23 protein-coding genes are annotated in these 25452 nt (G+C 53.9%); 12 read left to right on the top strand and 11 right to left on the bottom strand.

All coding sequences use genetic code 11. The features are described 5' to 3' along the window. Positions 1–13: 13 nt before the first annotated feature. A complete protein-coding gene (locus tag CUN67_RS11350; protein ID WP_208715391.1) occupies positions 14–1111 on the bottom strand; it encodes a glycerol dehydrogenase in 1098 nt (365 codons plus the stop codon). 175 nt (positions 1112–1286) lie between these two features. Here CUN67_RS11350 and CUN67_RS11345 point away from each other — a divergent pair, with 175 nt between their 5' ends. Beyond that, positions 1287–1907, top strand: a complete 621-nt coding sequence (locus CUN67_RS11345) for a LysE family translocator (RefSeq protein WP_208715390.1) — start codon at positions 1287–1289, stop codon at positions 1905–1907. A gap of 3 nt (positions 1908–1910) precedes the next feature. Here CUN67_RS11345 and cmoB read toward each other — a convergent pair whose 3' ends face one another. From cmoB to CUN67_RS11330, 3 genes are all read right to left on the bottom strand, one after another. Next, entirely contained in the window at positions 1911–2879 is a 969-nt protein-coding gene (gene cmoB, locus CUN67_RS11340) for a tRNA 5-methoxyuridine(34)/uridine 5-oxyacetic acid(34) synthase CmoB (RefSeq protein ID WP_208715389.1), read from the bottom strand. Beyond that, positions 2876–3604, bottom strand: coding sequence for a carboxy-S-adenosyl-L-methionine synthase CmoA (gene cmoA / locus CUN67_RS11335; protein ID WP_208715388.1), 729 nt, complete (start codon positions 3602–3604; stop codon positions 2876–2878). Before cmoA ends, cmoB begins: the two co-directional genes overlap by 4 nt. Before the next feature lie 93 nt (positions 3605–3697). Next, positions 3698–4519 carry a DUF72 domain-containing protein gene (locus CUN67_RS11330; protein WP_208715387.1) on the bottom strand — a complete coding sequence of 274 codons (822 nt, stop codon included), beginning with the start codon at positions 4517–4519 and terminating at the stop codon, positions 3698–3700. A 220-nt stretch (positions 4520–4739) separates the two neighbouring features. Here CUN67_RS11330 and aspS point away from each other — a divergent pair, with 220 nt between their 5' ends. From aspS to ruvB, 6 genes are all read left to right on the top strand, one after another. Further along, on the top strand, positions 4740–6521 hold the full coding sequence (gene aspS, locus CUN67_RS11325; protein ID WP_208715386.1) for an aspartate--tRNA ligase: 1782 nt from the start codon (positions 4740–4742) through the stop codon (positions 6519–6521). Beyond that, positions 6521–6952: a dihydroneopterin triphosphate diphosphatase gene (gene nudB / locus CUN67_RS11320; protein WP_208715385.1), complete on the top strand. Its 432-nt coding sequence runs from the start codon at positions 6521–6523 to the stop codon at positions 6950–6952. Before aspS ends, nudB begins: the two co-directional genes overlap by 1 nt. A gap of 143 nt (positions 6953–7095) precedes the next feature. Then, positions 7096–7839, top strand: a complete 744-nt coding sequence (locus CUN67_RS11315; protein WP_208715384.1) for a YebC/PmpR family DNA-binding transcriptional regulator — start codon at positions 7096–7098, stop codon at positions 7837–7839. 37 nt (positions 7840–7876) lie between these two features. Continuing rightward, a complete protein-coding gene (gene ruvC, locus CUN67_RS11310; RefSeq protein WP_208715383.1) occupies positions 7877–8404 on the top strand; it encodes a crossover junction endodeoxyribonuclease RuvC in 528 nt (175 codons plus the stop codon). Between the two features lie 82 nt (positions 8405–8486). Next, positions 8487–9101 carry a Holliday junction branch migration protein RuvA gene (ruvA, locus tag CUN67_RS11305; protein ID WP_208715382.1) on the top strand — a complete coding sequence of 205 codons (615 nt, stop codon included), beginning with the start codon at positions 8487–8489 and terminating at the stop codon, positions 9099–9101. A gap of 8 nt (positions 9102–9109) precedes the next feature. Further along, the gene (gene ruvB / locus CUN67_RS11300; RefSeq protein ID WP_084875393.1) at positions 9110–10117 is read left to right on the top strand and encodes a Holliday junction branch migration DNA helicase RuvB; all 1008 of its coding nucleotides are present in this window, start codon (positions 9110–9112) and stop codon (positions 10115–10117) included. 7 nt (positions 10118–10124) lie between these two features. On the opposite strand, the gene znuB is transcribed toward ruvB, so the two are convergent. Both znuB and znuC read right to left on the bottom strand, forming a co-directional pair. Then, positions 10125–10910 (bottom strand): zinc ABC transporter permease subunit ZnuB, encoded by a 786-nt coding sequence (gene znuB / locus CUN67_RS11295; RefSeq protein WP_084875391.1) that lies wholly within the window; start codon positions 10908–10910, stop codon positions 10125–10127. After that, complete coding sequence (gene znuC, locus CUN67_RS11290; protein ID WP_208715381.1) at positions 10907–11662, bottom strand: zinc ABC transporter ATP-binding protein ZnuC; 756 nt, start codon at positions 11660–11662, stop codon at positions 10907–10909. Before znuC ends, znuB begins: the two co-directional genes overlap by 4 nt. Before the next feature lie 77 nt (positions 11663–11739). Here znuC and znuA point away from each other — a divergent pair, with 77 nt between their 5' ends. From znuA to lpxM, 3 genes are all read left to right on the top strand, one after another. Further along, positions 11740–12711 (top strand): zinc ABC transporter substrate-binding protein ZnuA, encoded by a 972-nt coding sequence (znuA, locus tag CUN67_RS11285; RefSeq protein WP_208715380.1) that lies wholly within the window; start codon positions 11740–11742, stop codon positions 12709–12711. A 14-nt stretch (positions 12712–12725) separates the two neighbouring features. Next, positions 12726–14057 carry a murein DD-endopeptidase MepM gene (gene mepM / locus CUN67_RS11280; protein WP_208715379.1) on the top strand — a complete coding sequence of 444 codons (1332 nt, stop codon included), beginning with the start codon at positions 12726–12728 and terminating at the stop codon, positions 14055–14057. Between the two features lie 126 nt (positions 14058–14183). Beyond that, on the top strand, positions 14184–15158 hold the full coding sequence (gene lpxM, locus CUN67_RS11275; protein WP_208715378.1) for a lauroyl-Kdo(2)-lipid IV(A) myristoyltransferase: 975 nt from the start codon (positions 14184–14186) through the stop codon (positions 15156–15158). Between the two features lie 40 nt (positions 15159–15198). Here lpxM and CUN67_RS11270 read toward each other — a convergent pair whose 3' ends face one another. From CUN67_RS11270 to CUN67_RS11255, 4 genes are all read right to left on the bottom strand, one after another. Next, positions 15199–16137 (bottom strand): omptin family outer membrane protease, encoded by a 939-nt coding sequence (locus CUN67_RS11270; protein ID WP_208715377.1) that lies wholly within the window; start codon positions 16135–16137, stop codon positions 15199–15201. A gap of 515 nt (positions 16138–16652) precedes the next feature. After that, positions 16653–17885 (bottom strand): MFS transporter, encoded by a 1233-nt coding sequence (locus CUN67_RS11265; RefSeq protein ID WP_208715376.1) that lies wholly within the window; start codon positions 17883–17885, stop codon positions 16653–16655. 86 nt (positions 17886–17971) lie between these two features. Beyond that, on the bottom strand, positions 17972–19414 hold the full coding sequence (pyk, locus tag CUN67_RS11260) for a pyruvate kinase (RefSeq protein WP_208715375.1): 1443 nt from the start codon (positions 19412–19414) through the stop codon (positions 17972–17974). Between the two features lie 108 nt (positions 19415–19522). Beyond that, positions 19523–20401 (bottom strand): MurR/RpiR family transcriptional regulator, encoded by an 879-nt coding sequence (locus tag CUN67_RS11255; RefSeq protein WP_208717174.1) that lies wholly within the window; start codon positions 20399–20401, stop codon positions 19523–19525. A 365-nt stretch (positions 20402–20766) separates the two neighbouring features. Here CUN67_RS11255 and zwf point away from each other — a divergent pair, with 365 nt between their 5' ends. Then, positions 20767–22242, top strand: a complete 1476-nt coding sequence (zwf, locus tag CUN67_RS11250; RefSeq protein WP_208715374.1) for a glucose-6-phosphate dehydrogenase — start codon at positions 20767–20769, stop codon at positions 22240–22242. 44 nt (positions 22243–22286) lie between these two features. On the opposite strand, the gene dhaR is transcribed toward zwf, so the two are convergent. Beyond that, positions 22287–24272 carry a dihydroxyacetone kinase operon transcriptional regulator DhaR gene (gene dhaR, locus CUN67_RS11245; protein ID WP_208715373.1) on the bottom strand — a complete coding sequence of 662 codons (1986 nt, stop codon included), beginning with the start codon at positions 24270–24272 and terminating at the stop codon, positions 22287–22289. Between the two features lie 435 nt (positions 24273–24707). Between dhaR and CUN67_RS11240 the strand changes: the two genes are divergently transcribed. Beyond that, on the top strand, positions 24708–25436 hold the full coding sequence (locus tag CUN67_RS11240; RefSeq protein ID WP_208715372.1) for an MIP/aquaporin family protein: 729 nt from the start codon (positions 24708–24710) through the stop codon (positions 25434–25436). The last annotated feature ends 16 nt before the right edge of the window (positions 25437–25452 follow it).

The following is a 25452-nucleotide window of genomic DNA, read 5'->3' as shown; positions in this document are numbered from 1 at the left end:
TACGCAGGGTGGGTTATTTAACGGTTTTACTGAACGCGTCCACCGCCAGAATCGCATTGGCAATATCTTCCGGCGACAGATTCGGGTTCAGGTTTTTCAGCGTATCGCCTTCGCTATTTGCCAGCGCCCCGATCCGCACCAGATTCTCCCAGGACTCATGTTCCAGATGCAGCTCTTTCAACGTGGTCGGCATATTAATGGAACGGTAGAAGCGGATATAGCGGGCAATCTCTTCATCCGGACGCTGCTCCAGTACCATCTGGGTCAGGGTGCCATAAGCCACTTTTTCACCATGGGTCAGATGGTGGATATCCCCGTCGATTGCGGTAAAACCATTGTGGATAGCATGGGCACCCGCCAGACCGGCATTCTCAAAGCCGAGGCCGGAGAGCAGGGTGTTGGCTTCGACTACCGCTTCAACGGCAGGTGTTACGCGTTTTTCGCTGACGGCGGTGTAAGCGCTGTAACCCCAGGTGAGCAGCGTTTCCTCACAGGCACGGGCGATCGCCAGCCCGGCGATGGTGGGATCGCCATTGACCATCGATTTGGCATGTGAGCGCAATACGGCCTGCGCTTCTACCCAGGTGGCAAGACCATCGGCAATACCGGATGCGAACAGCCGTACTGGCGCGCTGGCACAGACGGCGGTATCCACCAGCACCAAATCCGGGTTCTTGCTATAGAAGCGATAACTTTCGAACACGCCGCTGTCAGAGTAGATCACGGAAAGCGCGCTACATGGCGCATCGGTGGAGGCAACCGTCGGGACGATGGCGACCGGCAGCTTGAGTTCATCAGCCACGGCTTTCACCGTATCCAGTGTTTTACCGCCGCCGAGGCCGACTATCACGTCGCTGCCGGTAGATTTCGCCAGTTGTGTCAGGCGGTTGATTTCATTGCTGGAGGCTTCGCCGTTAAACGGCTGCCGATTGAATTCGACGCCGGCTGCTTTTAACGCCTGTTGTGTCCGCTCGCCAATCAGTTGCCAGACAATATCGTCAGCCACCAGAAAAGCGTGTTTGCCCAGCTCGGCGATATAGGACCCCAGTTCAGCCAGTACGCCAGCGCCCTGCACATATTTCCGTGGTGAAGAGAAAATAAACTTACTCATAGCCATAACTCCTTTGGGTGAGAAAAGAGACTGGCCTCAAACTGACACAGAAAAGTGACGGTAATTTAACCATTGGTGGCAAGTTGAGAATTATTCTCAGTTACTCACGGAAGGTAACTATCGTCTTCCCCTCATTGCGGCGTTAAGATAGCGGCAAATTCACCGGGAGCATGCCATGACGTTACTGATTTCATTTCTGTTTGCTATCACCATCCTCACCTTAACGCCGGGCTTTGATACCGCGCTGGTACTGCGTACCGCAGCGGCACAGGGCTGGAAACGCGCCTCGGCTACCGCGTTTGGGGTGACCCTGGGATGTCTGGTGTGGGGCGTGATGGTCGGGCTGGGATTGGGTGCGTTGCTGCTGGCATCAGAAATGGCCTACAACCTGTTGAAGTGGGTGGGGGCGGCATATCTGCTGTGGCTGGGTGTGAAATTGTTGCTTAATCCGCGTAGCCAGGTGGATGACGGGCAGGTTACCCCCCAGAAGGAACAGCGTTATTTCGCCTGTTTTAGTCGTGGGCTGCTGGGCAACATGCTGAATCCAAAAGTGGGGGTGTTTTACGTTACCTTCCTGCCGCAGTTTATCCCGGCCGGTGCGTCGGTACCCTTGTGGTGTACTCTGATGGCGCTGACCCATATGGCGATAGGTCTGGTGTGGAATGCGGTGCTGATTGGCGGCAGCCACTATTTTGCCGCGCACCTGCGTCGTCCGACGGTGCTGAAAGTGATGGATCGTCTGACAGGTTGCGTATTTATCGGTTTCGCCGCGAAGCTGGCGCTGTCGCGGCGTTAAGCATCAGGGCTTACGTGCTACCAGTACCGCGCGCAGCGGTGCTGGATAGCCTTCTACCGTTTTGCTGCTATCGAGCGGATCAAGGAATTCAGCCAGCGATTCGCTGGTCATCCAGTCAGTGCGGCGTTGTTCTTCCACCGAAGTCACCGCGTAATCAACGATACGTACATCGACGAAGCCACACTTCTCCAGCCAACTTTTTAATGCGGCGGCGGAGGGAATAAAGTAAACGTTGCGCATCTGTGCATAACGTTCGCCAGGTACCAGTACCGCGTTCTCATCCCCTTCAATCACCAGCGTTTCCAGCACCAGTTCACCGTCGCTGACCAGCTGATTTTTCAGCTGTAGCAGGTGATCAAGCGGTGAGCGGCGATGATACAGCACCCCCATCGAAAACAAAGTATCGAACGCCTGTAATGCGGGAAGTTGCTCAATGCCCAGCGGCAGCAGATGCGCACGACGATCGTCACCCAGTAACTTGCGTACCGCTTCGAACTGACACAGGAACAGCTGCATCGGATCGATGCCCACCACCAGCTGAGCGCCAGCACCGACCATGCGCCACATGTGATAGCCACTGCCACAGCCGACATCCAGTACCGTGCGTCCGGCCAGCGGGGAAATATGCGGCAGTACGCGCTGCCACTTCCAGTCAGAACGCCATTCGGTATCGATTTCCGTGCCATAGAGCGAGTACGGCCCTTTACGCCACGGCATGAGATTACGCAGCAGCTTTTCAATCCCGGCACGCTGACGTTCGGTTAAATCATCCTGCTGCGCGCTAACGCTATGCAGCAAATCGAGCGTCTGTGGGACAAGTGCGGGAAGATGCTCAACCGATTTTTCCCAGTTGCGGAAATGGCCGTGCAGGTTTTCACGCTGCCAGGCAGCCACCTGGGCGGGCAACACTTCCAGCCAGCTGGCAAGCGGGCCAGTCGCGATTTGCTGATAGAACCGACCAAAATCAATCATTTCAGCGCCACCAGAGAACCAAAGTTAAAGCACTGGAACCACAGCTCGGCGTGAGCAAAACCCGCCTGCCTCAGGCGCGCTTTGTGGGCTTCGACGCTGTCGGTCAACATGACATTTTCCAGCATGCTGCGCTTCTGGCTAATTTCCAGCTCGCTATAGCCGTTGGCGCGCTTGAAGTCGTGATGCATGTTGAACAGCAGCTCGCCGACTTCGGCATCTTCAAAGCTGAATTTTTCCGACAGCACCAAAGCTCCGCCAGGATTCAAGCCCTGAGCAATTTTTTGCAGCAGCAGCACACGGGCAGCGGGTTCCAGGAACTGCAACGTAAAGTTGAGCACCACAAGCGAGGCGTTTTCGATGTGAATATCACGAATATCCGCCTCCAGTACCTGCACCGGGGTATCGGCACGGAAGGCATCGATATGACGACGGCAGCGTTCAACCATCGCTGGCGAATTATCGACAGCAATGATCTCACAACCCGGCACATGAATATTACGGCGTACTGAGAGCGTGGCAGCACCGAGCGAACAGCCCAGGTCGTAAACCTTGCTGTTGGGCTGCACAAAGCGTTCTGCCAGCATGCCAATCATCGAAATGATGTTGGAATAACCGGGCACCGAGCGCTGAATCATATCGGGAAAGACTTCAGCCACGCGCTCGTCAAAGGTCCAGTCACCCAGTTTATCGATGGGGGCGGAAAATAGCGTATCGCGGTCAGACATAATGAAATATCCGGAGAGAAAACGGAAAGGGCGCTATTCTGGCAGAAACTGCCGCAGGCTGCACCCGTTTCCCATGAGTGTAGTCTGCGGGCGTCAGAACAGGCTGGATTGCTGAGGCCAGACGGGCAGGGCGGGCAGGCGCGGTTCCAGCTGTTGTAACCGGGGCCACAATGCCTCAACCAATGGAAACACCGCACCCATATCTGGCGTGTGGATAAACAGCAACGGATCGCTCTCTGCCAGCCAATTGGGCAACTTTGCCAGCCACGGCTGAAACAGCGGCACGGTTTCATCGACGCTATCGCTGCCGATAAAGCGCACCATCGGCTGATTGCCGGTTCGCACCGCGTGTGGCGGTACGCGAGGCTTTTTTTCCCGCGCATGAATGGCCGCGGCGGTTTGTGATTGCGAGGCATGGACCGGTCGGCTATCCAGGATCACCCGGTTCACGCCGCGTTGCTGCAAACCGCGATTGAGCGCACGTTCGGCCTCGCCTTTGGCAAAGAACGCCGCATGGCGCACCTCCACCCCATAGCTGAAGCGACGCGGCAGGCTATCAAGAAAGTGCCACAAATCATTCAGCTGCGCCGGTGAGAAGGCGGCGGGCAGTTGCAACCAGTATTGGCCGATACGGTCGGCTAACGGGTCCAGCAGACGCAGAAACTCCGCCAGCAAATCATCGCAGTTACGCAGCGCCGCCTGGTGGCTGATGGTGGACGGGAATTTAAAGCAGAAGCGGAAATCATCATGGGTCATATCGCGCCAGCGCAGCACCACTTCCTGCTTTGGCAGTGCATAAAGCGTGGTATTACCTTCGACACAATCGAACAGCTGCGCATAATCAGCCAGCGTTTCCAGACCAAATTGTTTCCAGTGGGCATGCTGCCACTGTGGTAACCCAATACGTAGCGTCAAAACGAACTCCAGACGGGAAAATCAGCGACAGGTTAACCTGTTTTCGTCACACTGGGATAACAACCTGTGACAAAAGCAGATGTTTTAGCCGCTTTGGCGCGGCTCTACTTATCCTGTCTGGGTTTTTCCATTATAATAGCCGCCTTTTTTGCGGCAGCATCTCATATGGTTACGCGGCCTGATGCTGTCAGCTGCAGCGGCGAAGTTAAAAGGATACGTTATGCGTACAGAATATTGCGGACAGCTCAATCTGTCTCATGTGGGTCAGCAAGTCACTCTTTGCGGCTGGGTAAACCGCCGTCGCGATCTGGGTAGCCTGATTTTTATCGATATGCGCGACCGTGAAGGCATCGTCCAGGTGTTCTTCGATCCCGATCGCCAGGAGGCTTTCCAGCTGGCGTCTGAGCTGCGTAACGAATTCTGTATCCAAATCACCGGCACCGTGCGTGCGCGTGATGAGAAGAATAAAAACAGCGATATGGCGACTGGCGAGATTGAAATCTTTGCCCATGACCTGAACATTATTAACCGTGCTGAGCCGCTGCCGCTGGATTCCAACCAGGTCAACAGCGAAGAAGCACGTTTGAAATACCGCTACCTGGACCTGCGTCGTCCGGAGATGGCACAGCGCCTGAAAACCCGTGCAAAAATCACCAGCTTTGTCCGTCGCTTTATGGACAACGAAGGTTTCCTCGATATCGAAACCCCGATGCTGACCAAAGCCACACCAGAAGGTGCGCGTGACTATCTGGTGCCGAGCCGCGTGCATAAAGGCAAATTTTATGCACTGCCGCAGTCGCCTCAGCTGTTCAAACAGCTGCTGATGATGTCCGGTTTTGACCGTTACTATCAGATCGTCAAGTGCTTCCGTGACGAAGACCTGCGTGCCGATCGTCAGCCTGAATTCACCCAGATCGATGTGGAAACCTCTTTCATGAGCGCCGAACAGGTGCGTGAAGTGATGGAACGCCTGATCCGTGAACTGTGGCTGGATATCAGAGGCGTGGACCTCGGTAGCTTCCCGCAAATGACCTTCGCCGAAGCGATGCGTCGTTACGGTTCTGACAAGCCAGACCTGCGTAACCCGATGGAGCTGGTGGATGTCGCTGACCTGCTGAAAAACGTCGAATTCCAGGTGTTCTCTGGCCCGGCTAACGATGCAAAAGGCCGTGTCGCCGCGCTGCGCGTGCCGGGTGGTGCCACCCTGAGCCGTAAGCAGATTGATGAATACGGCAAGTTTGTTGAAATCTATGGTGCCAAAGGTTTGGCATGGATGAAGGTCAACGAGCTGGCCAAAGGTTTTGAAGGTGTACAAAGCCCGGTAGCGAAGTTCCTCAATGCTGAGATTGTGGCAGCCATTCTTGAGCGTACCGGCGCACAGGACGGCGATGTGATCTTCTTTGGTGCCGATCGTGCCAAAGTGGTTTCCGATGCGCTGGGCGCACTGCGTCTGAAAGTGGGTCGTGACCTGCAAATTACCGATGATAAAGCCTGGGCACCGCTGTGGGTGATCGACTTCCCGATGTTCGAAGCGGATGACGAAGGCGGTCTGGCCGCGATGCACCATCCGTTCACCTCGCCTAAAGAGATGACGGCTGAGCAACTGGCGGAAAACCCGGAGCAGGCTATCGCCAATGCTTACGATATGGTGATCAACGGTTATGAAGTGGGTGGCGGTTCCGTGCGTATCCACAACGGTAAAATGCAGCAGGTGGTGTTCAGCATTCTCGGTATTGCTGAAGAAGAGCAGCGTGAGAAGTTCGGCTTCCTGCTGGATGCACTGAAATTCGGTACGCCGCCGCATGCGGGTCTGGCATTTGGTCTGGACCGCGTCACCATGTTGCTGACCGGCACCGATAACATCCGTGACGTGATTGCCTTCCCGAAAACCACCGCGGCGGCCTGTCTGATGACGGAAGCACCCAGTGAGGCCAACCCGGCTGCGCTGGCCGATCTTGGGATTCAGTTGGCTCCGAAGAAAGACAAGCTTGAGAATAAATAATGGGCTATAAGCATCCGGTTTCGGTTCTGGTAGTGATTTTTGCTCAGGACTCAGGCCGGGTGCTGATGCTGCAACGCCGCGATGACGAGAGCTTCTGGCAATCGGTCACCGGCAGTCTTGAAGCCGGGGAAACCCCGCTTCAGACCGCACAGCGTGAAGTGCAGGAAGAACTGGCGATTGATGTGGTAACGGAACAGCTGCTGCTGGAAGATTGCCATAAACAAATCGAGTTCGAGATCTTCCCCCACTACCGCCATCGCTACGCGCCGGGTACCACCCATAATCGGGAACATTGGTTCCGGCTGGCATTGCCCACCGAGCGCGAGGTTATCCTGAGTGAGCACCTTGCCGCGCGCTGGCTGACGCCCGCAGATGCAGCAGCCCTGACTAAGTCCTGGAGTAACCGCCAGGCAATTGAAGAATTTATCTGAATGCCAGCCGTCACGCGTTTTTTGGGCGGCGCATTGATTAGAATTTAATGCATCTGGTGCGTTCTTCAGAACAGCACAGCGAAATTGAACAGTCAGGTTAGAAAGATACCCTGCATAAGATTTGAGATCGGAGAAATATTTTTATGGCTGGACATAGTAAATGGGCAAACACCAAGCACCGCAAGGCGGCTCAGGATGCAAAGCGCGGTAAGATCTTCACCAAAATCATTCGTGAGCTGGTGACCGCAGCGAAACTGGGTGGTGGCGATGCCGGTTCTAACCCACGTCTGCGCGCGGCAATGGACAAAGCCCTGTCCAACAACATGACCCGTGATACCATGAACCGTGCGATTGCACGTGGCGTGGGCGGTGAAGATGATTCCAATATGGAAACCATCATTTACGAAGGTTACGGTCCGGGCGGCTCTGCGGTGATGGTTGAGTGTCTGAGTGACAACCGCAACCGTACCGTCGGCGAAGTACGTCACGCCTTCACCAAAACCGGTGGTAACCTTGGTACTGACGGTTCCGTTTCTTACCTGTTCAGCAAGAAAGGCGTTATCTCCTTCGAACCGGGCAAGGACGAAGATAGCTTGATGGAAGCTGCGCTGGAAGCGGGTGCAGAAGATATCGTCAGCTACGACGATGGTGCTATCGACGTGTTCACGGCGTGGGAAGAACTGGGTGCCGTGCGTGATGCGCTGGAAGCGGCTGGCCTGAAAGCCGATAGCGCGGAAGTCTCGATGATCCCGTCCACCAAAGCTGAACTGGATGCGGAAACCGCACCAAAACTGCTGCGTCTGATCGATATGCTGGAAGATTGCGACGACGTGCAGGAAGTTTACCATAACGGCGAAATTTCCGATGAGGTGGCGGAAACGCTGTAATGGCGTTTTCTCAACCCCAGACTGCCGGAGACGCGTCATGGCGATAATCCTTGGGATCGACCCTGGTTCGCGCGTCACTGGCTACGGTGTTATCCGTCAGGTCGGCCGCCAGCTCAGTTATCTGGGCAGCGGCTGTATCCGCACTAACGTTACCGATCTGCCCTCCCGCCTCAAACTGATTTATGCTGGCGTCAGCGAAATCATCACCCAGTTTTCACCTGATTTTTTTGCCATTGAACAGGTGTTTATGGCGAAAAACGCCGATTCAGCGCTCAAACTGGGGCAGGCGCGTGGGGCCGCCATCGTGGCAGCGGTAAATCTCGATCTGCCGGTGTTTGAATACGCGGCACGCCAGGTCAAGCAAACGGTGACCGGCATCGGTAGCGCGGAAAAAAGCCAGGTGCAGCATATGGTGCGCACCTTGCTGAAATTACCTGCCAATCCGCAGGCGGATGCGGCGGATGCTCTCGCCATCGCCATTACGCATTGTCACGTCAGCCAGAATGCGGCGCGGATGAGCGATAGCAAGCTGGTATTGACGCGAGGGCGTTTGCGGTCAGGCTAGACGAAACCTAAGGGCTGGATATTCATCCAGCCTTTTTTATGGTATATAAACAGGCTTACTCATAGATTAAGGAAGTGCTCAGGTGATTGGTCGTTTACGAGGCAACATTCTGGAAAAACAGCCGCCGCTGGTGTTGATTGAGGCGCATGGCGTCGGTTATGAAGTGCATATGCCAATGACCTGCTTTTATGAGCTGCCTGAGCTAAACCAGGAAGCGATCATCTTCACCCAGTTTGTGGTGCGTGAAGATGCGCAACTGCTGTTTGGTTTCAACAGTAAGCAGGAGCGTGCGCTGTTCCGTGAGCTGATTAAAGTCAATGGCGTGGGGCCGAAGCTGGCGCTGGCGATTCTTTCCGGCATGTCTGCACAACAGTTCGTGACGGCGGTGGAGAAAGAAGAGATTGCGGTGTTGGTGAAACTGCCTGGCGTCGGCAAAAAAACCGCTGAGCGTCTGGTGGTGGAGATGAAGGACCGCTTCAAAGGTATGCACGGTGATCTGTTCGGTGGTGACAGCGCCTTTACCCTGACCACACCGTCGGCTGCGCCAGACACCAACGATGCGGAAGCAGAAGCGGTTGCGGCCCTGGTGGCACTGGGGTATAAACCGCAGGAAGCCAGCCGCATGGTAAGCAAAATTGGCCGACCTGATGCGGACTGCGAAACCCTGATCCGCGAAGCCCTGCGCGCAGCCATTTGAGGTAAAGCATGATTGAAGCCGATCGCCTGGTCTCCGCCAGCAGTGTTAACGAAGAAGAGAACCTTGACCGCGCCATTCGGCCTAAGCTGCTGTCTGAATATGTTGGACAGCCGCAGGTGCGTGAACAGATGGAGATCTTTATCAAAGCGGCGCAACTGCGTGGCGATGCTCTCGACCATCTGTTGATCTTCGGTCCTCCCGGCCTCGGTAAAACCACGCTGGCGAATATTGTCGCCAACGAAATGGGGGTCAATCTGCGCACCACTTCCGGACCGGTGCTGGAGAAGGCGGGCGATCTGGCGGCGATGCTGACTAACCTTGAACCGCATGATGTGTTATTCATCGATGAAATTCACCGTCTGTCACCGGTGGTGGAAGAGGTGCTCTATCCGGCGATGGAAGATTATCAGCTGGATATTATGATCGGTGAAGGTCCGGCAGCGCGTTCGATTAAACTCGATCTCCCGCCGTTCACCCTGATTGGTGCGACCACCCGCGCCGGTTCACTGACTTCACCCTTGCGCGATCGCTTCGGGATTGTGCAGCGCCTGGAATTTTATAACGTGGCGGATTTGCAGCATATCGTGGGCCGCAGTGCTGCTTGTCTGGGTCTGGCATTGAGCGAAGAGGGTGCACTGGAAATTGCACGCCGTTCACGCGGGACACCGCGTATTGCTAACCGCCTGCTGCGCCGCGTGCGTGACTTCGCCGAGGTGCGCGCCAATGGTGATATGAGCGGTGAGGTTTCCGCCAGCGCGCTGGACATGCTCAATGTGGATAGCCAGGGCTTTGACTATATGGATCGCAAGCTGCTGCTGGCGATTATTGATAAGTTCATGGGCGGCCCGGTCGGGCTGGATAACCTTGCCGCAGCGATTGGCGAAGAGCGTGAAACCATCGAAGACGTGATTGAACCCTTCCTGATTCAGCAGGGCTTTATTCAGCGCACGCCGCGTGGCCGTATGGCAACGCAGCATGCGTATCGTCACTTCGGTATTACCCGCGAAGAACAGTAAACCGGCGTCAGGCCGCCGGTTTTTTTGCCATGCTGATGATAAACAGGATGGCTGCGCATAACACCACTGACGGACCGGCCGGGGTGTCGTAAAGCGCGGAAAAGCTCAGACCGCCGGTCACGGCCAGAATGCCGATAATCACCGCAAAGCCTGCCATCTGTTCCGGTGAGCGTGAGAAGCGGCGTGCGGTAGCGGCCGGGATGATCAGCAGTGAAGTGATAATCAACGCCCCGACAAACTTCATCGCCACACCAATCGTCAGCGCCGTCACCAGCATCAACATCAGGCGCGTGCGCTGAATATTGACACCATCCACCTGCGCCAGCTCCGGGCTGATGGTCATGGAGAGCAGTGAGCGCCATTGCCACGCCATCACCGCCAGCACAATCACCACGCCACCGCCCATCATCCACAGATCCTGTGGTGTGACGGCCAGCAAATCGCCAAACAGATAAGCCATTAAATCGACGCGCACGCCAGACATCAGGCTGACTACCACCAGACCCAGCGATAACGCACTGTGCGCCATAATGCCGAGCAGGGTATCAATCGCCAGATGCGGGCGACGTTCCAGCCACACCAGCCCGAGCGCCAGGCAAACCGTCACCAGAATCACCGCATAATAGGGATTGACGTTAAACAGCAGGCCGAAGGCCACGCCGAGGAGTGATGCGTGGGCAAGGGTATCACCAAAATAGGACATGCGTCGCCAGACGACAAACGCGCCCAGCGGACCGGCCGCCAGTGCCAGAAACACACCGCCCAGCCAGCCAGGTAACAACAGTTCAATCATGACGGGCCATTTCCTTTGCGCAGAACAATTCGTCCCTGTAAATCGTGACGATGATTATGATGATGGCGATAAATCGCTAGTTGCTGAGCGCCGCGTGGACCGAACATCGCGATAAATTCCGGGTGCTGCGAGACCGCCTCCGGGGTGCCAGAACAGCAGATATGGTGATTAAGACACAGCACTTCGTCCGTTTTGGCCATCACCAGATGCAGGTCGTGCGAAACCATTAGCACACCGCAGTTCAGCTCGCGCCGCAGCTGATCAATCAGGTCATACAACGCGACCTGACCATTTACATCGACACCCTGGGTAGGTTCATCCAGCACCAGCAATTGCGGGTCACTGAGTAACGCCCTCGCCAGCAACACGCGCTGCGTTTCACCGCCGGATAATTTCTGCAAAGGCGCATGGAGCAGATGCCCAGCCTGTACGCGTTTTAACGCCGGTAAGATGGCGTCTGCACGGCTGCCACGCGACAGACGCATAAAACGTTCAACGCTGATCGGCAGGGTAGGGTCAATATGTAATTTCTGCGGCACATAGCCGATGCGCAAACTGGCGCTACGTTTGACGCTGCCTGTGTCAGGCGTCAGCAAACCCAGCACCACGCGCACAAGTGTTGATTTCCCGGCACCATTCGGGCCAAGCAAGGTCAGAATTCTTCCCGGCTCCAGTGACAGGCTGATACCCGCCAGTACCGGACGTTGGGAGAATTTCACGGAGATGTTTTCGAGCGTAACAAGTGAAGACATGATATTTACAGGTTGCACAGAATTTCGAATGTTATAATATCACATTCCATCACCTGGTCACGATGGAATGACGCATTATGTTACACAATAAAAAGCGCCTTGCTTTTACCCTTCCTGCGGTCGCGATAGCGGCTTCATTTTCCCTGCCAGCATCTGCTGCGGTCGTTGCCTCAATTAAACCGATCGGATTTATCGCCGCCGCGATTGCTGATGGCGTCACGCCAGTGGAAGTGCTACTGCCGGATGGCGCATCTGAGCATGATTATGCACTACGTCCTTCAGATGTAAAACGTATAAAAAACGCAGACTTAGTGGTTTGGGTTGGCCCGGAAATGGAAGCCTTTCTGACGAAGTCAGCGGCGGAACTTCCGGCGAATAAAAATCTGGAAATTGCCAATATTGCCGGGGTCAAACCGCTACTGATCACCGGTGATGACGACGATGATGAGCATGAACATACGCAGGATCAGGGACATGGAGCAGAAGATTCAGCTGCCCATGAGGCGTCTGATGAACACCATCATCATGGTCAGTTTAATATGCATCTGTGGATGTCCCCAGAGATAGCAAGGCAATCTGCGGTTGCAATCCACGGAAAATTATTGGAACTTATGCCGCAAAGCAAGGCCAAACTAGACGCCAACCTGCAGCAGTTTGAAGCAGAATTAGCGGATACGGATAAACACATTGGCGCGCAGCTTGCTCCGGTGCGGAATAAGGGTTACTTCGTTTTTCACGACGCTTATAGCTACTTTGAGAAACATTACGGTTTATCACCGTTAGGGCATTTTACCGTTAATCCTGAGATCCAACCGGGCGCACAGCGTTTACATCAAATACGAACACAGTTGGTTGAGCAAAAAGCCACATGCGTTTTTGCTGAGCCACAATTCAGGCCGGCGGTCATCGATGCCGTGTCACGAGGAACTAATGTGCGTAAAGGTACGTTGGATCCATTGGGCATGGGAATCAGCTTAACCAAAGACAGCTACGTGAAATTCCTCTCACAGTTGTCGAGCCAGTATGCAAGCTGCCTGAATGGAGCATAGAGGAATAGGTAAAAGTGCAGCAGATAGCCCGCTCTGTCGCCCTCGCATTTAATAATTTGCCGCGCCCCCACCGCGTTATGCTGGGGTCATTAACCGTTATTACATTGGCCGTCGCTGTCTGGCGGCCTTACGTTTACCATCCCACCGATGCTACGCCGATCGTCAAAAATGTCCCACTGGACAAATTCGAATTGCAGAATCTGCTGCCGGAAGACAGTGAGCCGGTCGATCAATCGACGCCAGAACCGGAAGAAGACATCCCGGCAGACGACATTGATAAAGACGTGCCGGATAATCCGAACGTGCACGATTACACCGTCTCTGCAGGCGATACGCTGAGTAGCGCCCTCAATCAATACGGTATCGACCTCGGTGACATCAATGCGCTGGTCAGCAGTGACAAGGATCTGCGTGGTCTGCGTGTGGGTCAACAGCTGAGCTGGACCCTGAACGCCGATGGACAGTTACAGAGCTTCAGCTGGGAGCTTGATCGTCGCGAAACCCGCACTTATCAGCGTCAGGATGACGGCAGCTTCAAAATGCAACAGGAGCTGCAAAAAGGCGAATGGCAAAACAGCGTGCTGAAAGGCGAAGTGCGCGGCAGTTTTGCTGCCAGCGCCCGCAGCGCCGGGTTGACCAGCAACGAAATCAGCAACGTGATTAAGGCGATGCAGTGGCAGATGGATTTCCGCAAGCTGCGTGCTGGCGATCAGTTCAGTGTGCTGATGTCGCGTGAAATGCTCGACGGCAAGAGCGCCCAGAGCCAGCTGGTCGGTGTGCGCCTGCATACCGGTGGCAAGGATTACTACGCCTTCCGCGCAGAAGACGGCAAATTCTATGATCGCAATGGGTCAGGTCTGGCGCGTGGCTTTATGCGTTTCCCAACGGTGAAGCAATACCGGGTGTCGTCCAACTTTAACCCGCGTCGTCTGAACCCGGTCACCGGTCGCATCGCGCCTCATCGCGGTGTCGATTTTGCGCTGCCAATTGGTACGCCGGTATTAGCGGTGGGTGATGGCGAAGTGGTGATGGCGAAGAATGGCGGCGCAGCGGGTAATTACGTAGCAATCCGTCATGGCCGCCAGTACATGACGCGCTATATGCACCTCAGCAAAGTGCTGGTGAAGCCGGGTCAGAAGGTGAAGCGTGGCGATCGTATCGCGCTTTCCGGTAATACCGGTCGCTCTACCGGGCCGCATTTGCACTTTGAGATCTGGATTAACAATCAGGCCGTTAACCCACTCACGGCGAAACTGCCGCGTATGGAAGGGCTGACGGGTAAAGATCGCAGCAGTTATCTGGCTGATGTGAAAACTTACCTGCCGCAGCTGGCACTGCAGCAGTAACGTATTATCACGGGAAAAAACGCAAAACCGACGGATTATTCGTCGGTTTTTTGCTATCTGACGCACGAAGATTGCAAAATTAGTCATCGTCACTATTATTGACCGGTCATTGTCAGAGGCGAGTGCATGGAAACCCGTAAAAAAAATAACATTGAGTTTATTCCCGTTTTTCAACGTTCTTTTTTGAAGCCGAAATACTGGGGCAACTGGCTGGCGATTGGTGCGCTGGCCGGTATGGCTATGTTACCCGCAAAAGTGCGAGATCCCCTGTTGGGCAGCCTGGGTAAGCTGGCAGGTAAGCTGGCAAAAAGCGCGCGTCGCCGCGCGTTGATCAATCTGTATTACTGTCTGCCGGAGTTGAGCGAAGCTGAGCGCGCAACCATCGTCGATCATATGTTTGCCACCGCCCCTCAGGCGATGGTGATGATGGCGGAACTCGGCATCCGCAACCCGGAGCGGGTGCGTCAGCGTGTTGACTGGTTTGGTCGCGACATCATCGACCAGCTACAGGCCAACAATGAAAACGTCATTTTCCTCGTTCCGCATGGCTGGGGCGTGGATATTCCGGCGATGCTGCTGGCATCTGAAGGGCAGATGATGGCGGCGATGTTCCATAATCAGAGCGATCCGCTGATGGATTATGTCTGGAATACGGTGCGTCGTCGTTTTGGCGGGCGTATGCATGCGCGTAATGATGGTATCAAACCTTTTATCAGTTCCGTGCGTCAGGGCTACTGGGGTTATTACCTGCCGGACCAGGATCACGGGGCGGAGCACAGCGAGTTTGTTGATTTTTTTGCCACTTACAAAGCGACGTTACCGGCGGTTGGCCGCCTGATGAAGGTCTGTCGGGCGCGCGTGGTACCCTTGTTCCCGGTGTATAACAGCAGCACACATCGTCTTGAAGTTTATGTGCGGCCACCGATGGATGATTTGCTGGAAGCGGATGATAAAACGCTGGCGCGTCGTATGAATGAAGAAGTGGAAATCTTTGTTCGCCCGCACCCGGAACAATATACCTGGATTCTCAAGCTGCTGAAGACGCGTAAAGAGGGGGATATTGAACCCTACGTGCGCAAAGATCTTTATCCCCGCAAATAACGCAAAAAACCTGTCGGGATGATCCCGACAGGCTTCGTCATTAGAAGCGATATTGCAGACCCACGGTAACGGTGTAGTTCTTATTGGAAATCCCTGCCGCATCACCACCATAAGAGGCTGACTCGCCGGTTGGCGTATAGATAACCTGGGTGCCACCTTTGCCTTCTTCGTATTTGCTGTAAGTGAATTCAGCAAATACTTTGGCATTTTCGGTGACGTAGTAACCCGCATCAACAGACGCGCCATAGTAGCGGGAATTTGAGGTTTTCTCGCGGAAGGTCAGATCACGCAAATAATGTTCGTCGTTATCGTGCGCACGAACCCAGTCGCTGAATTTGAACTGGCCGTTAAATTCGAAATTATTGATGCGATAGTGGCCTACCAGGCCAATATACGGCATGGAGAAGCGCTGGCTGTAGCCAATCCCCGCCTGGCCGTTCGGGAAGTCACCCACCAGTTCTCCATTGTCGTAATTGTAAGAACCGCCGGTTGCCGTCCAGCTGAAACGCGTTTCCTGATAACCCGCTACTGCGCCGACTTTATAATTATCGCCCTGCAGGAACCAGCCTTTTACGTTCAGGTCGTATTCATTGGCGTAATTCACATCGGTGCTCGGATGTGAAGAATGATCGGTCCAGCCTGACTGGTTAGCATTCTGCCAGTCGTAATCATCCATATGACCGGAACCGGAAGCCAGAGAAGTCCAGCCGCGTGCATTCAGCGTCAGGAAGGACCAGGCATCCCAGGAAATATCACCTTTCAGGATGGCGACATTTTTAATTTTCCAGTCCAGCTGGCTGACTTTACGTGCGTTGCTTGCATCATAAACCAGCTCTTTGGATTTACCGCCCAGCATCCCCACTGAGGTGGCTACGCTCAGACTTTCCGGTGAAAAGTTTGGTGTGAATTGCGCAGACTCCGCATAAGCGGTCCCTGAAAGCGCGGCCATCATCATTACCGCAACAGCATTCTTGTTCATGTTATATCCCGTGTTTAATTAAACTAATCCTTAAACTGCGCGCACAGACTAATGTGCAGGGAAATGTCAGGCAAGTGTAAGTTTTTCGCTAAGAAAACGTGCGATCAGAGTTCAGGAGAATTAACTAATAAAAATTTATGTTCTGACGATAATAATCGATCGCTCTGCGGAATGAGGGGAGCGGATACTGATAATTGTCCGATTAAGCAACAGGTTAGTTGAACAGGTAAGCTAATGTTCAGGGAGGCTATGCTGGTTGGGAGGCGAGAATTAATTTTCGTCGCGAATTAATTTGTCTTCATCATTCAGAAGCGCATTTAATTTGTGAGGCGAATTAATGAGCCATTTGCGTTATGAGAAAAACGGGTGATAAATTAGCCGAAAATAAAGTTCAATAGATGTCCATGAAATCTTTTCATCATTTATTTTAAGGTAAATTTTTTGCTGAAAACAGCACCCGATATCAGGCGTTGAATTATCCGATCCGATCATCCAATACAACGCCTGTTAATTAATCAGACTTCAGTGACCTGGCTACGACGTTTGCGTTCCTTTAAAAACAACACCACCAGGCCGAACCACATCACACCGCTGGCGAAGTTAATCGCGCTAAACCACGGCGTGCCACCGCTGAAATAGGCGCTTTTTGCCAGTTCGATGCCGATAGCCAGCGTCAGGATGCTGATCATGCCCAGCATCGCGGCGACGCTGCCTTTACCTTCATTACTGGCGTAGAGGGTGAGACGGTACAGACCGGCATTGACCATCCCGGCACCGAAGGCATACAGACTCAGACCTGCCGTCAGCAACAGGTAGCTGTGGCTATTCAGCAGGTTTGCCAGCAGCGCAATGCCGAGGCCAATCAGAATCGGCCACGCGGCGAATTTTACCGGTTGTTCAATCGGAACCCGGCCCGCCAGTTTACCCAGCGTCAGGTTACCCGCGATCATCGCCAGAAATACCGGCAGTTGCAGCAGGGCGTAGTGCAGACGTGGCAGACCTTCATCATGCATCAGAATCACCGGAGACAGGGCCACCCAGGTGAGAATTGGGATAAACACCAGACCAATCGCGAAGGAGCCATACATCACCTGCTTATCACGCGCCAGGCGGCCATACGCGCGCGCCAGGTTCGGCAAAGCAATGGAGTGACTACGGTCACCGGCAGTTTCGGGCATGATGCGCCACAGCACGATAAAGGCCACAATGCTGCAGGCGGCAAACAGCCAAAACATGCTGCGCCAGTCACCGACACTAAGCCAGGCCGCACCAGCCAGCGGACCTGCCAGCGGGGCGAGCAGCGCGACATTGGCCATCAGCGCCATCATGCGCACGGCCAGGGCTTCGGCGAAGGCCTCCTGTACCGCGGCATAGCTGACTGCGCCGATAAAGCACAGGCTGATGCCCTGAATAAAACGCAGGGTGACAAATTGCTCGATGTTCTGCACCAGGGTGGTGAGCAGGCAGGCAGCGGCAAAAAACAAAATACCGAATAGCAACACCGGACGGCGGCCATATTTGTCGGAAAGTGGACCGAGCAGCCATTGCAGCACCACACCCCCCATCAAATAGGCCGTCAGCGAGGTAGAAACCCATTCCGGCCCGACATGGAATTCACCGGTGACCAGCAGCATCCCGGGTTGGATCATGTCGTGGGCGATGTAGGTGGCAAACTCAAACAGCACCAGCGCCAGCGGAAAAAGCAGCACGCGGCCTGTCAGTTGAGTGATGGGTTGATAGCGGGCCATCTGGCCTCCTTGTCAGAGAAAATAAAACGCGACTGCCGGGGCAGTCGCGTTTTCCTTATTGTTACAGCCGCTGTCAGTGGGCGTATTTAGTCTACGCGCAGCACCCGGCTGGTATTGGTGGTGCCGGTAGTCGCCATCACGTCGCCCTGGGTCACAATCACCAGATCGCCGGAGACGAGGAAACCTTTGTCACGCAGCAGATTGATGGCATCGTGAGCGGCGGCAACACCGTCGTTATTGCTGTCGAAAAAGACCGGCGTGACACCACGGTACAAAGCGGTCAGATTCAGGGTACGTTCGTGACGTGACATTGCGAAGATCGGCAGGCCCGAAGTGATACGTGATGTCATCAGCGCGGTACGGCCTGATTCTGTCATGGTGATGATGGCGGTAACCCCTTGCAGGTGGTTCGCGGCATACATCGCGGACATGGCGATGGCTTCTTCGATGTTGTCAAACTGCACTTCAAGACGGTGCTTGGACACGTTAACGCTCGGGATTTTTTCCGCACCAAGACACACTTTCGCCATCGCGGAAACCGTTTCTGCCGGGTACTGGCCCGCTGCGGTTTCAGCTGACAGCATCACGGCATCGGTGCCGTCGAGCACGGCGTTCGCCACGTCCATCACTTCCGCGCGGGTTGGCATCGGGTTGGTGATCATCGATTCCATCATCTGCGTTGCGGTGATAATGGTACGGTTCAGCTGACGTGCACGACGAATCAACGCTTTCTGAATGCCGACCAGTTCCGGGTCGCCAATTTCCACGCCGAGGTCACCACGCGCTACCATCACCACGTCAGAAGCGAGGATGATGTCATCCATGGCTTCCTGGGTCGCTACGGCTTCTGCGCGTTCCACTTTCGCCACCAGTTTGGCTTCGCAACCGGCATCGCGTGCCAGACGGCGCGCATAATTCATGTCTTCACCACAGCGTGGGAAAGAAACGGCCAGGTAATCTACGCCAATTTTTGCCGCAGTGAGAATATCGGCTTTATCTTTCTCGGTCAGTGCTTCGGCTGACAGGCCACCGCCCAGCTTGTTGATGCCTTTGTTATTGGAAAGCGGGCCACCGACAGTGACTTCGGTGAAGACTTTCATGCCCTGAACTTCCAGCACCTTGAGCTGTACACGCCCGTCATCCAGCAACAGAATGTCGCCGGGTACCACGTCAGCAGGCAGGCCTTTGTAGTCGATACCGACTTTTTCTTTGTCGCCTTCGCCTTTGCCCATGCTGGCATCTAGCAGGAAACGGTCACCCACATTGAGGAATACTTTGCCTTCTTTGAAGGTCGACACACGAATTTTAGGACCCTGCAGATCGCCCAGAATGGCAACGTGGCGACCCAGTTTGGCCGCAATTTCACGCACTTTGTTAGCGCGTAGCTGGTGATCTTCCGGGGAACCATGGGAGAAGTTGAGTCGTACAACGTTCGCACCCGCCGCAATGATTTTTTCGAGGTTATTGTCGCGATCGGTTGCCGGGCCGAGGGTTGTAACGATCTTGGTTCTTCTGAGACGTCTGGACATGAAGGACTCCGTTGACTAAGTATCGTGTCCCTGTCATCTGGACACGTTGTGGTCACATATTCTATATGATCGATGGGCTGTGATTCGACTCACATTGTGAATGTGATGTTAATTATTTTGCCGTGCATTGATTTCTGTCTGCACTTGCTTCTCCAGGCGCGAATCTTTCAGCGCCTCTTTAACCCGTTTTAGATTCTCGCGGAAAGAGGTGCCGCGCTCAAGGGTAAAACCCGTTGCCAGGACATCGACCATGGTCAATTGCGCCAGGCGGGAAACCATCGGCAAATAGATATCAGTATCCTCCGGGACATCGAGTGTCAGTGCCAGAGTGGCTTCTGCCGCAAGCGGTGAACCGGGGGAGGTGATAGCCAAGACGGTGGAAGCGTTTACACGCGCCAGGCGAGCCAGTTCTATCATATTTTTGGTTCGACCAGTATGTGATATGAGAACAAAAACGTCATTTGGTCCACTATTTATGCAACTCATGCGCTGGATCACAATATCCTCCGACCAGATGACCGGCAGATTAAAACGCAGGAATTTATTGGTGGCGTCATGGGCGACCACGGCGGAGGCACCGAGGCCGAAAAAAGCAATCTTATTGGCCCGCGTCAGCGCCCGAACCGCCTGGTGAATTACCGCCATATCCAGCTGTTGACGCACGCGGTTAAGGCCAGCCAGCGCCGAATCGAAAATTTTATGGCTGTAGCTTTCAACGCTGTCATTTTCTTCCACGTCACGGCTGACCCAGTTTGGGCCTTTCGCCAGGCTCTGCGCCAGTTGCAGTTTAAAATCGGGAAAACCTCGCGTCCCCATACGATGGCAAAAGCGATTCACTGTTGGCTCGCTTACCCCGGCGGCACCTGCCAGCGTGGCGATGCTGGAGTGGATGGCTTGCTGTGGGGCGGCAAGGATTTGCTCTGCGACTTTACGTTCCGATTTGCTCAGCGCCTGCAATTGCGCCTGAATCTGTTCCAGCATATTGATAACCCGATGACCACTCATCACTTTTGCCAGTTTCATTTATGGATGAAAGGGCGCTCTGTTAACAACAATATACCGTGTAAACTGCAGTCGCACGCAGTTGCGGATAAATGTAAACGCGATTTTTTTGTCATACTTTGACCCGTGATGGGTTTTGCCCCGACAAAAGCAGAAACAGAAAAAGCGTCAAAAGCGCACGTGACAACACACGTTATTCATCAATCGCGTTCAGAGTTATCACACGCAACACCTGTGTCCGGGTTGTTCCGGCACAGGGAAAAAAGTACATTGTGCTGTAAGAAAATTACAATAAGGACCCGGTAAATGAGGACGCTCGACCGGGTATATCCTGCAACGAGGAGAGGAAAATGGCGGTAACACAAACAGCCCAGGCATGCGATCTGGTGATTTTCGGTGCCAAAGGCGATCTTGCACGCCGGAAACTGTTGCCTTCACTGTATCAGCTGGAGAAAGCCGGTCAGATTCACGAAACCACGCGCATTATTGGCGTAGGCCGCGCGGAGTGGGATAAAGACGCATACACTAAAGTGGTGCGTGAAGCGCTGGAAACCTTCATGAAAGAGAAGATCGATGAAGCGCTGTGGGACAAACTCAGCAGCCGTCTCGACTTCTGTAACCTCGACGTCAATGATACTTCGCACTTTTCGCGTCTGGGCAAAATGCTCGACCAGAAAAATCGCGTCACCATTAACTACTTCGCCATGCCGCCGAGCACCTTTGGCGCCATCTGTGATGGTCTGGGTTCAGCCAAACTGAACGCCAAACCGGCGCGTGTGGTGATGGAGAAGCCGCTGGGCACCTCGCTGGAAACCTCTCAGGAGATTAACAACAGCGTGGGCAAGTACTTCGAAGAGAGCCAGGTCTTCCGTATTGACCACTATCTGGGCAAAGAGACGGTACTGAACCTGCTGGCACTGCGTTTCGCTAACTCGATCTTCGTGAATAACTGGGACAACCGCACCATCGACCATGTGCAGATTACCGTGGCGGAAGAGGTGGGTATCGAGGGCCGCTGGGGCTACTTTGATAAAGCGGGCCAGATGCGTGACATGATCCAAAACCATCTGTTGCAGATCCTCACCATGATCGCCATGTCGCCGCCATCAGACCTGAGCGCTGATGCGATTCGTGACGAGAAAGTAAAAGTGCTGCGTTCACTGCGTCGCATCGATCAGACTAACGTGCGGGAAAAAACCGTGCGCGGTCAGTACACCTCCGGCTTTGTGCAGGGCAAAAAAGTGCCGGGCTACCTGGAAGAAGAGGGTGCCAACAAGCAAAGCGCCACAGAAACCTTCGTGGCAATCCGTGTCGATATCGACAACTGGCGCTGGGCGGGCGTACCGTTCTACCTGCGTACCGGTAAGCGTTTGCCCACCAAGTGTTCTGAAGTGGTGGTGTACTTCAAGAATCCGGAAATGAACCTGTTCAAAGATTCCTACGCTGAGCTGCCGCAGAACAAACTGACTATTCGTTTGCAGCCGGATGAAGGCGTGGATATCGAGATCCTGAACAAAGTCCCGGGTCTGGATCACAAACACAAACTGCAAACCACCAAGCTGGACCTTAGCTACTCAGAAACCTTCAACCAGTCGCATCTGGCGGATGCGTATGAGCGTCTGCTGCTGGAAACCATGCGCGGTATTCAGGCGCTGTTCGTGCGTCGTGATGAAGTCGAAGCCGCGTGGACATGGGTGGACTCCATCATTGATGCCTGGAATGCGGATGCCGATGCACCGAAGCCGTATCAGGCAGGCACCTGGGGACCGGTCGCCTCCGTGGCGATGATCACCCGTGACGGACGTTCCTGGAACGAATTCGAGTAACAAACCAGAAAGCCCGCGAAATCAGCGGGCTTTTTTTTATCCCCTCAGCGCGTCTTATAATCTTCCAGATGAATATTGAAGGCTTTCAGCTTGCGCCACAGCGAGGTACGGCTGATCTTCAGCGCCTGGGTGATCTTCATGGCTCTGCCTTTGCATTGGATGGCAGCCTGGATCAGGGCATCCCGTTCCATATCATTAAGGCTGTGCAGGCCATTGGCGGGCGGCACGACGCCAATATCGCGAATCCTTTCAATCAGGGATGAAGGAATATCTTTCGCCCGAATGATGGCGCCGTCGCTGTAACTGAAGGCGCGTTCAAGTACATTGCGCAATTCACGGTTATTGCCCGGCCAGCTGTAACGCGTCAACAGTTGCAAGGCATCGTCAGATAACGACACGTTTTTGCCCACTTCATGACTCATAATCTTCAGATAGCGTTTGATCAGCGGCGGGATATCTTCACTGCGTTCGCGTAACGGCGGAATATAAATATCAAACGACTGCAACTCATACAGCAAATGGCGGCGGAAGCGGTTTTCATCCACGTATTGATTAATATCGACCGTGGTGGTGGTGATGAGGCGGACATCCAGCGGCACCAGCAGCTGGTTGGCTTTGCTGAGTAGCCCGGTTTTCAGCAGTTGCAACAGCGCGGTCTGCACATCGGCCGTCAGATATTCGACGTTTTCCAGCAGCAGTGTGCCGCCTTTAGCCAGCTCGAATTTAGAAATCACATGCTTGTCACCGTTAATCACGCCACCGAGAAACTCGCTGGTCATCGCTTCACGCAGGATTGCCTGGCAGTTAATGGTGATAAAAGGCTTATCCTGACGCTCGCTGGCATTATGAATCGCCTGCGCCAGGTGCGACTTGCCCAACCCTTCTTCTCCGTGCAGCAGCACCGAACCGCGTCCTTTCGCTGCCTGTTGTGCCAGACGCATCACACGCCGAATCGCATTGGAACTGCCTACGTAATCGAGATCATCAAAGGTCAGACGCGCCCAGACACCGCTGTGGCGATGTACCAGCTCACGGATGCGTTCAATCGGGTGTAGCAGCGCGATATAGCGATCCGAGGTATTATTGGGGCCTTTCACGATCTTCAGCGATATCGCCAGCGAAATAAAACTGCCATCAAACTCAATGGCGGTTTCAAACAGGTCAACTTCACGATTGTGTTCAATGGCATTAATGATGTTTTGCGGCAATTTAATAATGTCGTGGATATTTTTCCCGAGGATCTTTTCACTTTTGATATTAAACAGATCGCTGCCGTGAATATTCAGATAAAGAATGGTGCCTTTATTATCCCAGGCCAGCACGCCTTCTTCCACGCCGTCCAGCAGCGCATGGACTTCGCTGAGATGCTGATTGGATTCGGCCAGAACCAGGTCAGTATTCAGCCTGGCGGTAATTTGTTGCTCGATAGAATGTACCAGCGCCAGCCCGAGTGTCGGCAGAGTATCATTACCGGTTAGCAGGACAAGACCCACCGCGCCCATCACGGTGCTGTTACTATCAAAAACCGGTGCGGCGCAAACCGTCAAGGCGTGCAGATGCCGGTTGAAATGTTCATAGCCTCTGACGCTGACCGTTTCGTGCAGCAGCAGGGCACTGGAGATGGCATTATTGCCCATCATGCCTTCACGCCAGTAGACGCTTGCGCGAATCCCCAGGGCTGCCAGGCGGGTGCTCATCGCCGGGGTGGCGTAAAATCGCAGCGTACAGCCGGTTTCGTCGGTAATGAAGATGGCGCAATCTGGCGTATCAAGATATTCGAAAATATCCTCGATAATCGGTGAAGAGATATTTAGCATCTCCGATTTGTTACGACACAACGAGTCGAAGGTGATGCCTTTGGCATAAAGTTGTGGTGGCCAGTGATCGTGCCGTTGCTGCCGCCGACAACGCAGCCAGGACTCCTTCAGCCAGGGTTTAATATCGAGACGGTCCAGACTGGTGAGGTTGGTAAACTCCCCCGGATCTTTGGCGACAAACGCCCGCCATATCGCTTTCATATTGAGACGCATGCGTTGCCTTCCTGCTGAAAAAGATCCAGCGATTAATATTGAGCTGCGCGTGATTCACGCGAACGTAGCGCTATATGTAAAGTATTTTGGTTCTTTCCAGGAAAAGAGCGTAGCAATTTGTGACATCGATCGGTAAATAATTTCCCTCAATTTCGCCAGCGTGGATTTATATATAATTCATTGTATTGACATGATTTTTTAATTCTCCCATAACGGGCTGTGAAGCATCTCACATCTTTGAATACAGTATGACGGCTGTCAAATAACCTGCCTTTTCTTCCGCGCAATGTTTCTTTTTGCAACCTTCCGCAGAAAAAGAATGTTTCCGGATTGAACAAAAAAAACTTTTTTACAGCCTTTTTTCCCCTTTCTATGCTCACCTTGTTCTTGCATAAGACGACCAGCTATATCACCTGTTAATTAAAGGAAAGAAAGATGAACATCTTTTTATCAGAAATGGTCGGCACCATGCTGTTGATTCTGCTTGGCGACGGTGTGGTGGCCAACGTGGTATTAAAACAAACCAAAGGAGGAAATAGCGGCTGGATTGTCATTACCGCAGGATGGGGCTTTGCGGTGACAGTCGCTGTTTATGCCGTCGGCTGGGTTAGCGGCGCGCATCTCAATCCGGCGGTGACCCTGGCTGTCTGGCTCCAGGGCGGCATTCCTTCAAGTGTGGTGCCGATTTACTTTGTCGGTCAGCTTGTCGGGGCGTTTCTTGGCGCGATTCTGGTCTGGCTCACCTATAAGCGTCACTATGATGCATCCGATGATAAGGGATTAATCCTCGCGACCTTTTGTACCGGTCCTGCCATTCGTGACTATAAATGGAACCTGGTCACCGAAATTATCGGTACTGCCATGCTAACGTTTGGCGTGCTGGCCATTTTTAACTCACACAATGGTATTGCCGGGGGCTTCGGTCCTTATGCGGTCGGTGTGCTGGTATGGAGTATCGGTCTGTCGTTAGGTGGCCCTACTGGCTATGCGATCAACCCGGCGCGTGACCTTGGCCCGCGTCTGGCCCACGCGTTGTTGCCGATAAAAAATAAGGGTGATTCCGACTGGGGCTATGCCTGGGTGCCGATCGTCGGTCCATTAATCGGCGGCGCTGCGGGCTCCTTATTATACACAATCTTGATTCCTGTCTTTACCACCCATTAACCGTCAGCTCCCCTGG

It is taken from the genome of Pantoea cypripedii, assembly GCF_011395035.1.
Lineage (GTDB): Bacteria > Pseudomonadota > Gammaproteobacteria > Enterobacterales > Enterobacteriaceae > Pantoea > Pantoea cypripedii_A.
Note: the sequence above shows the minus strand (reverse complement) of the source record. Positions and strands in the feature narration are given on the sequence as shown.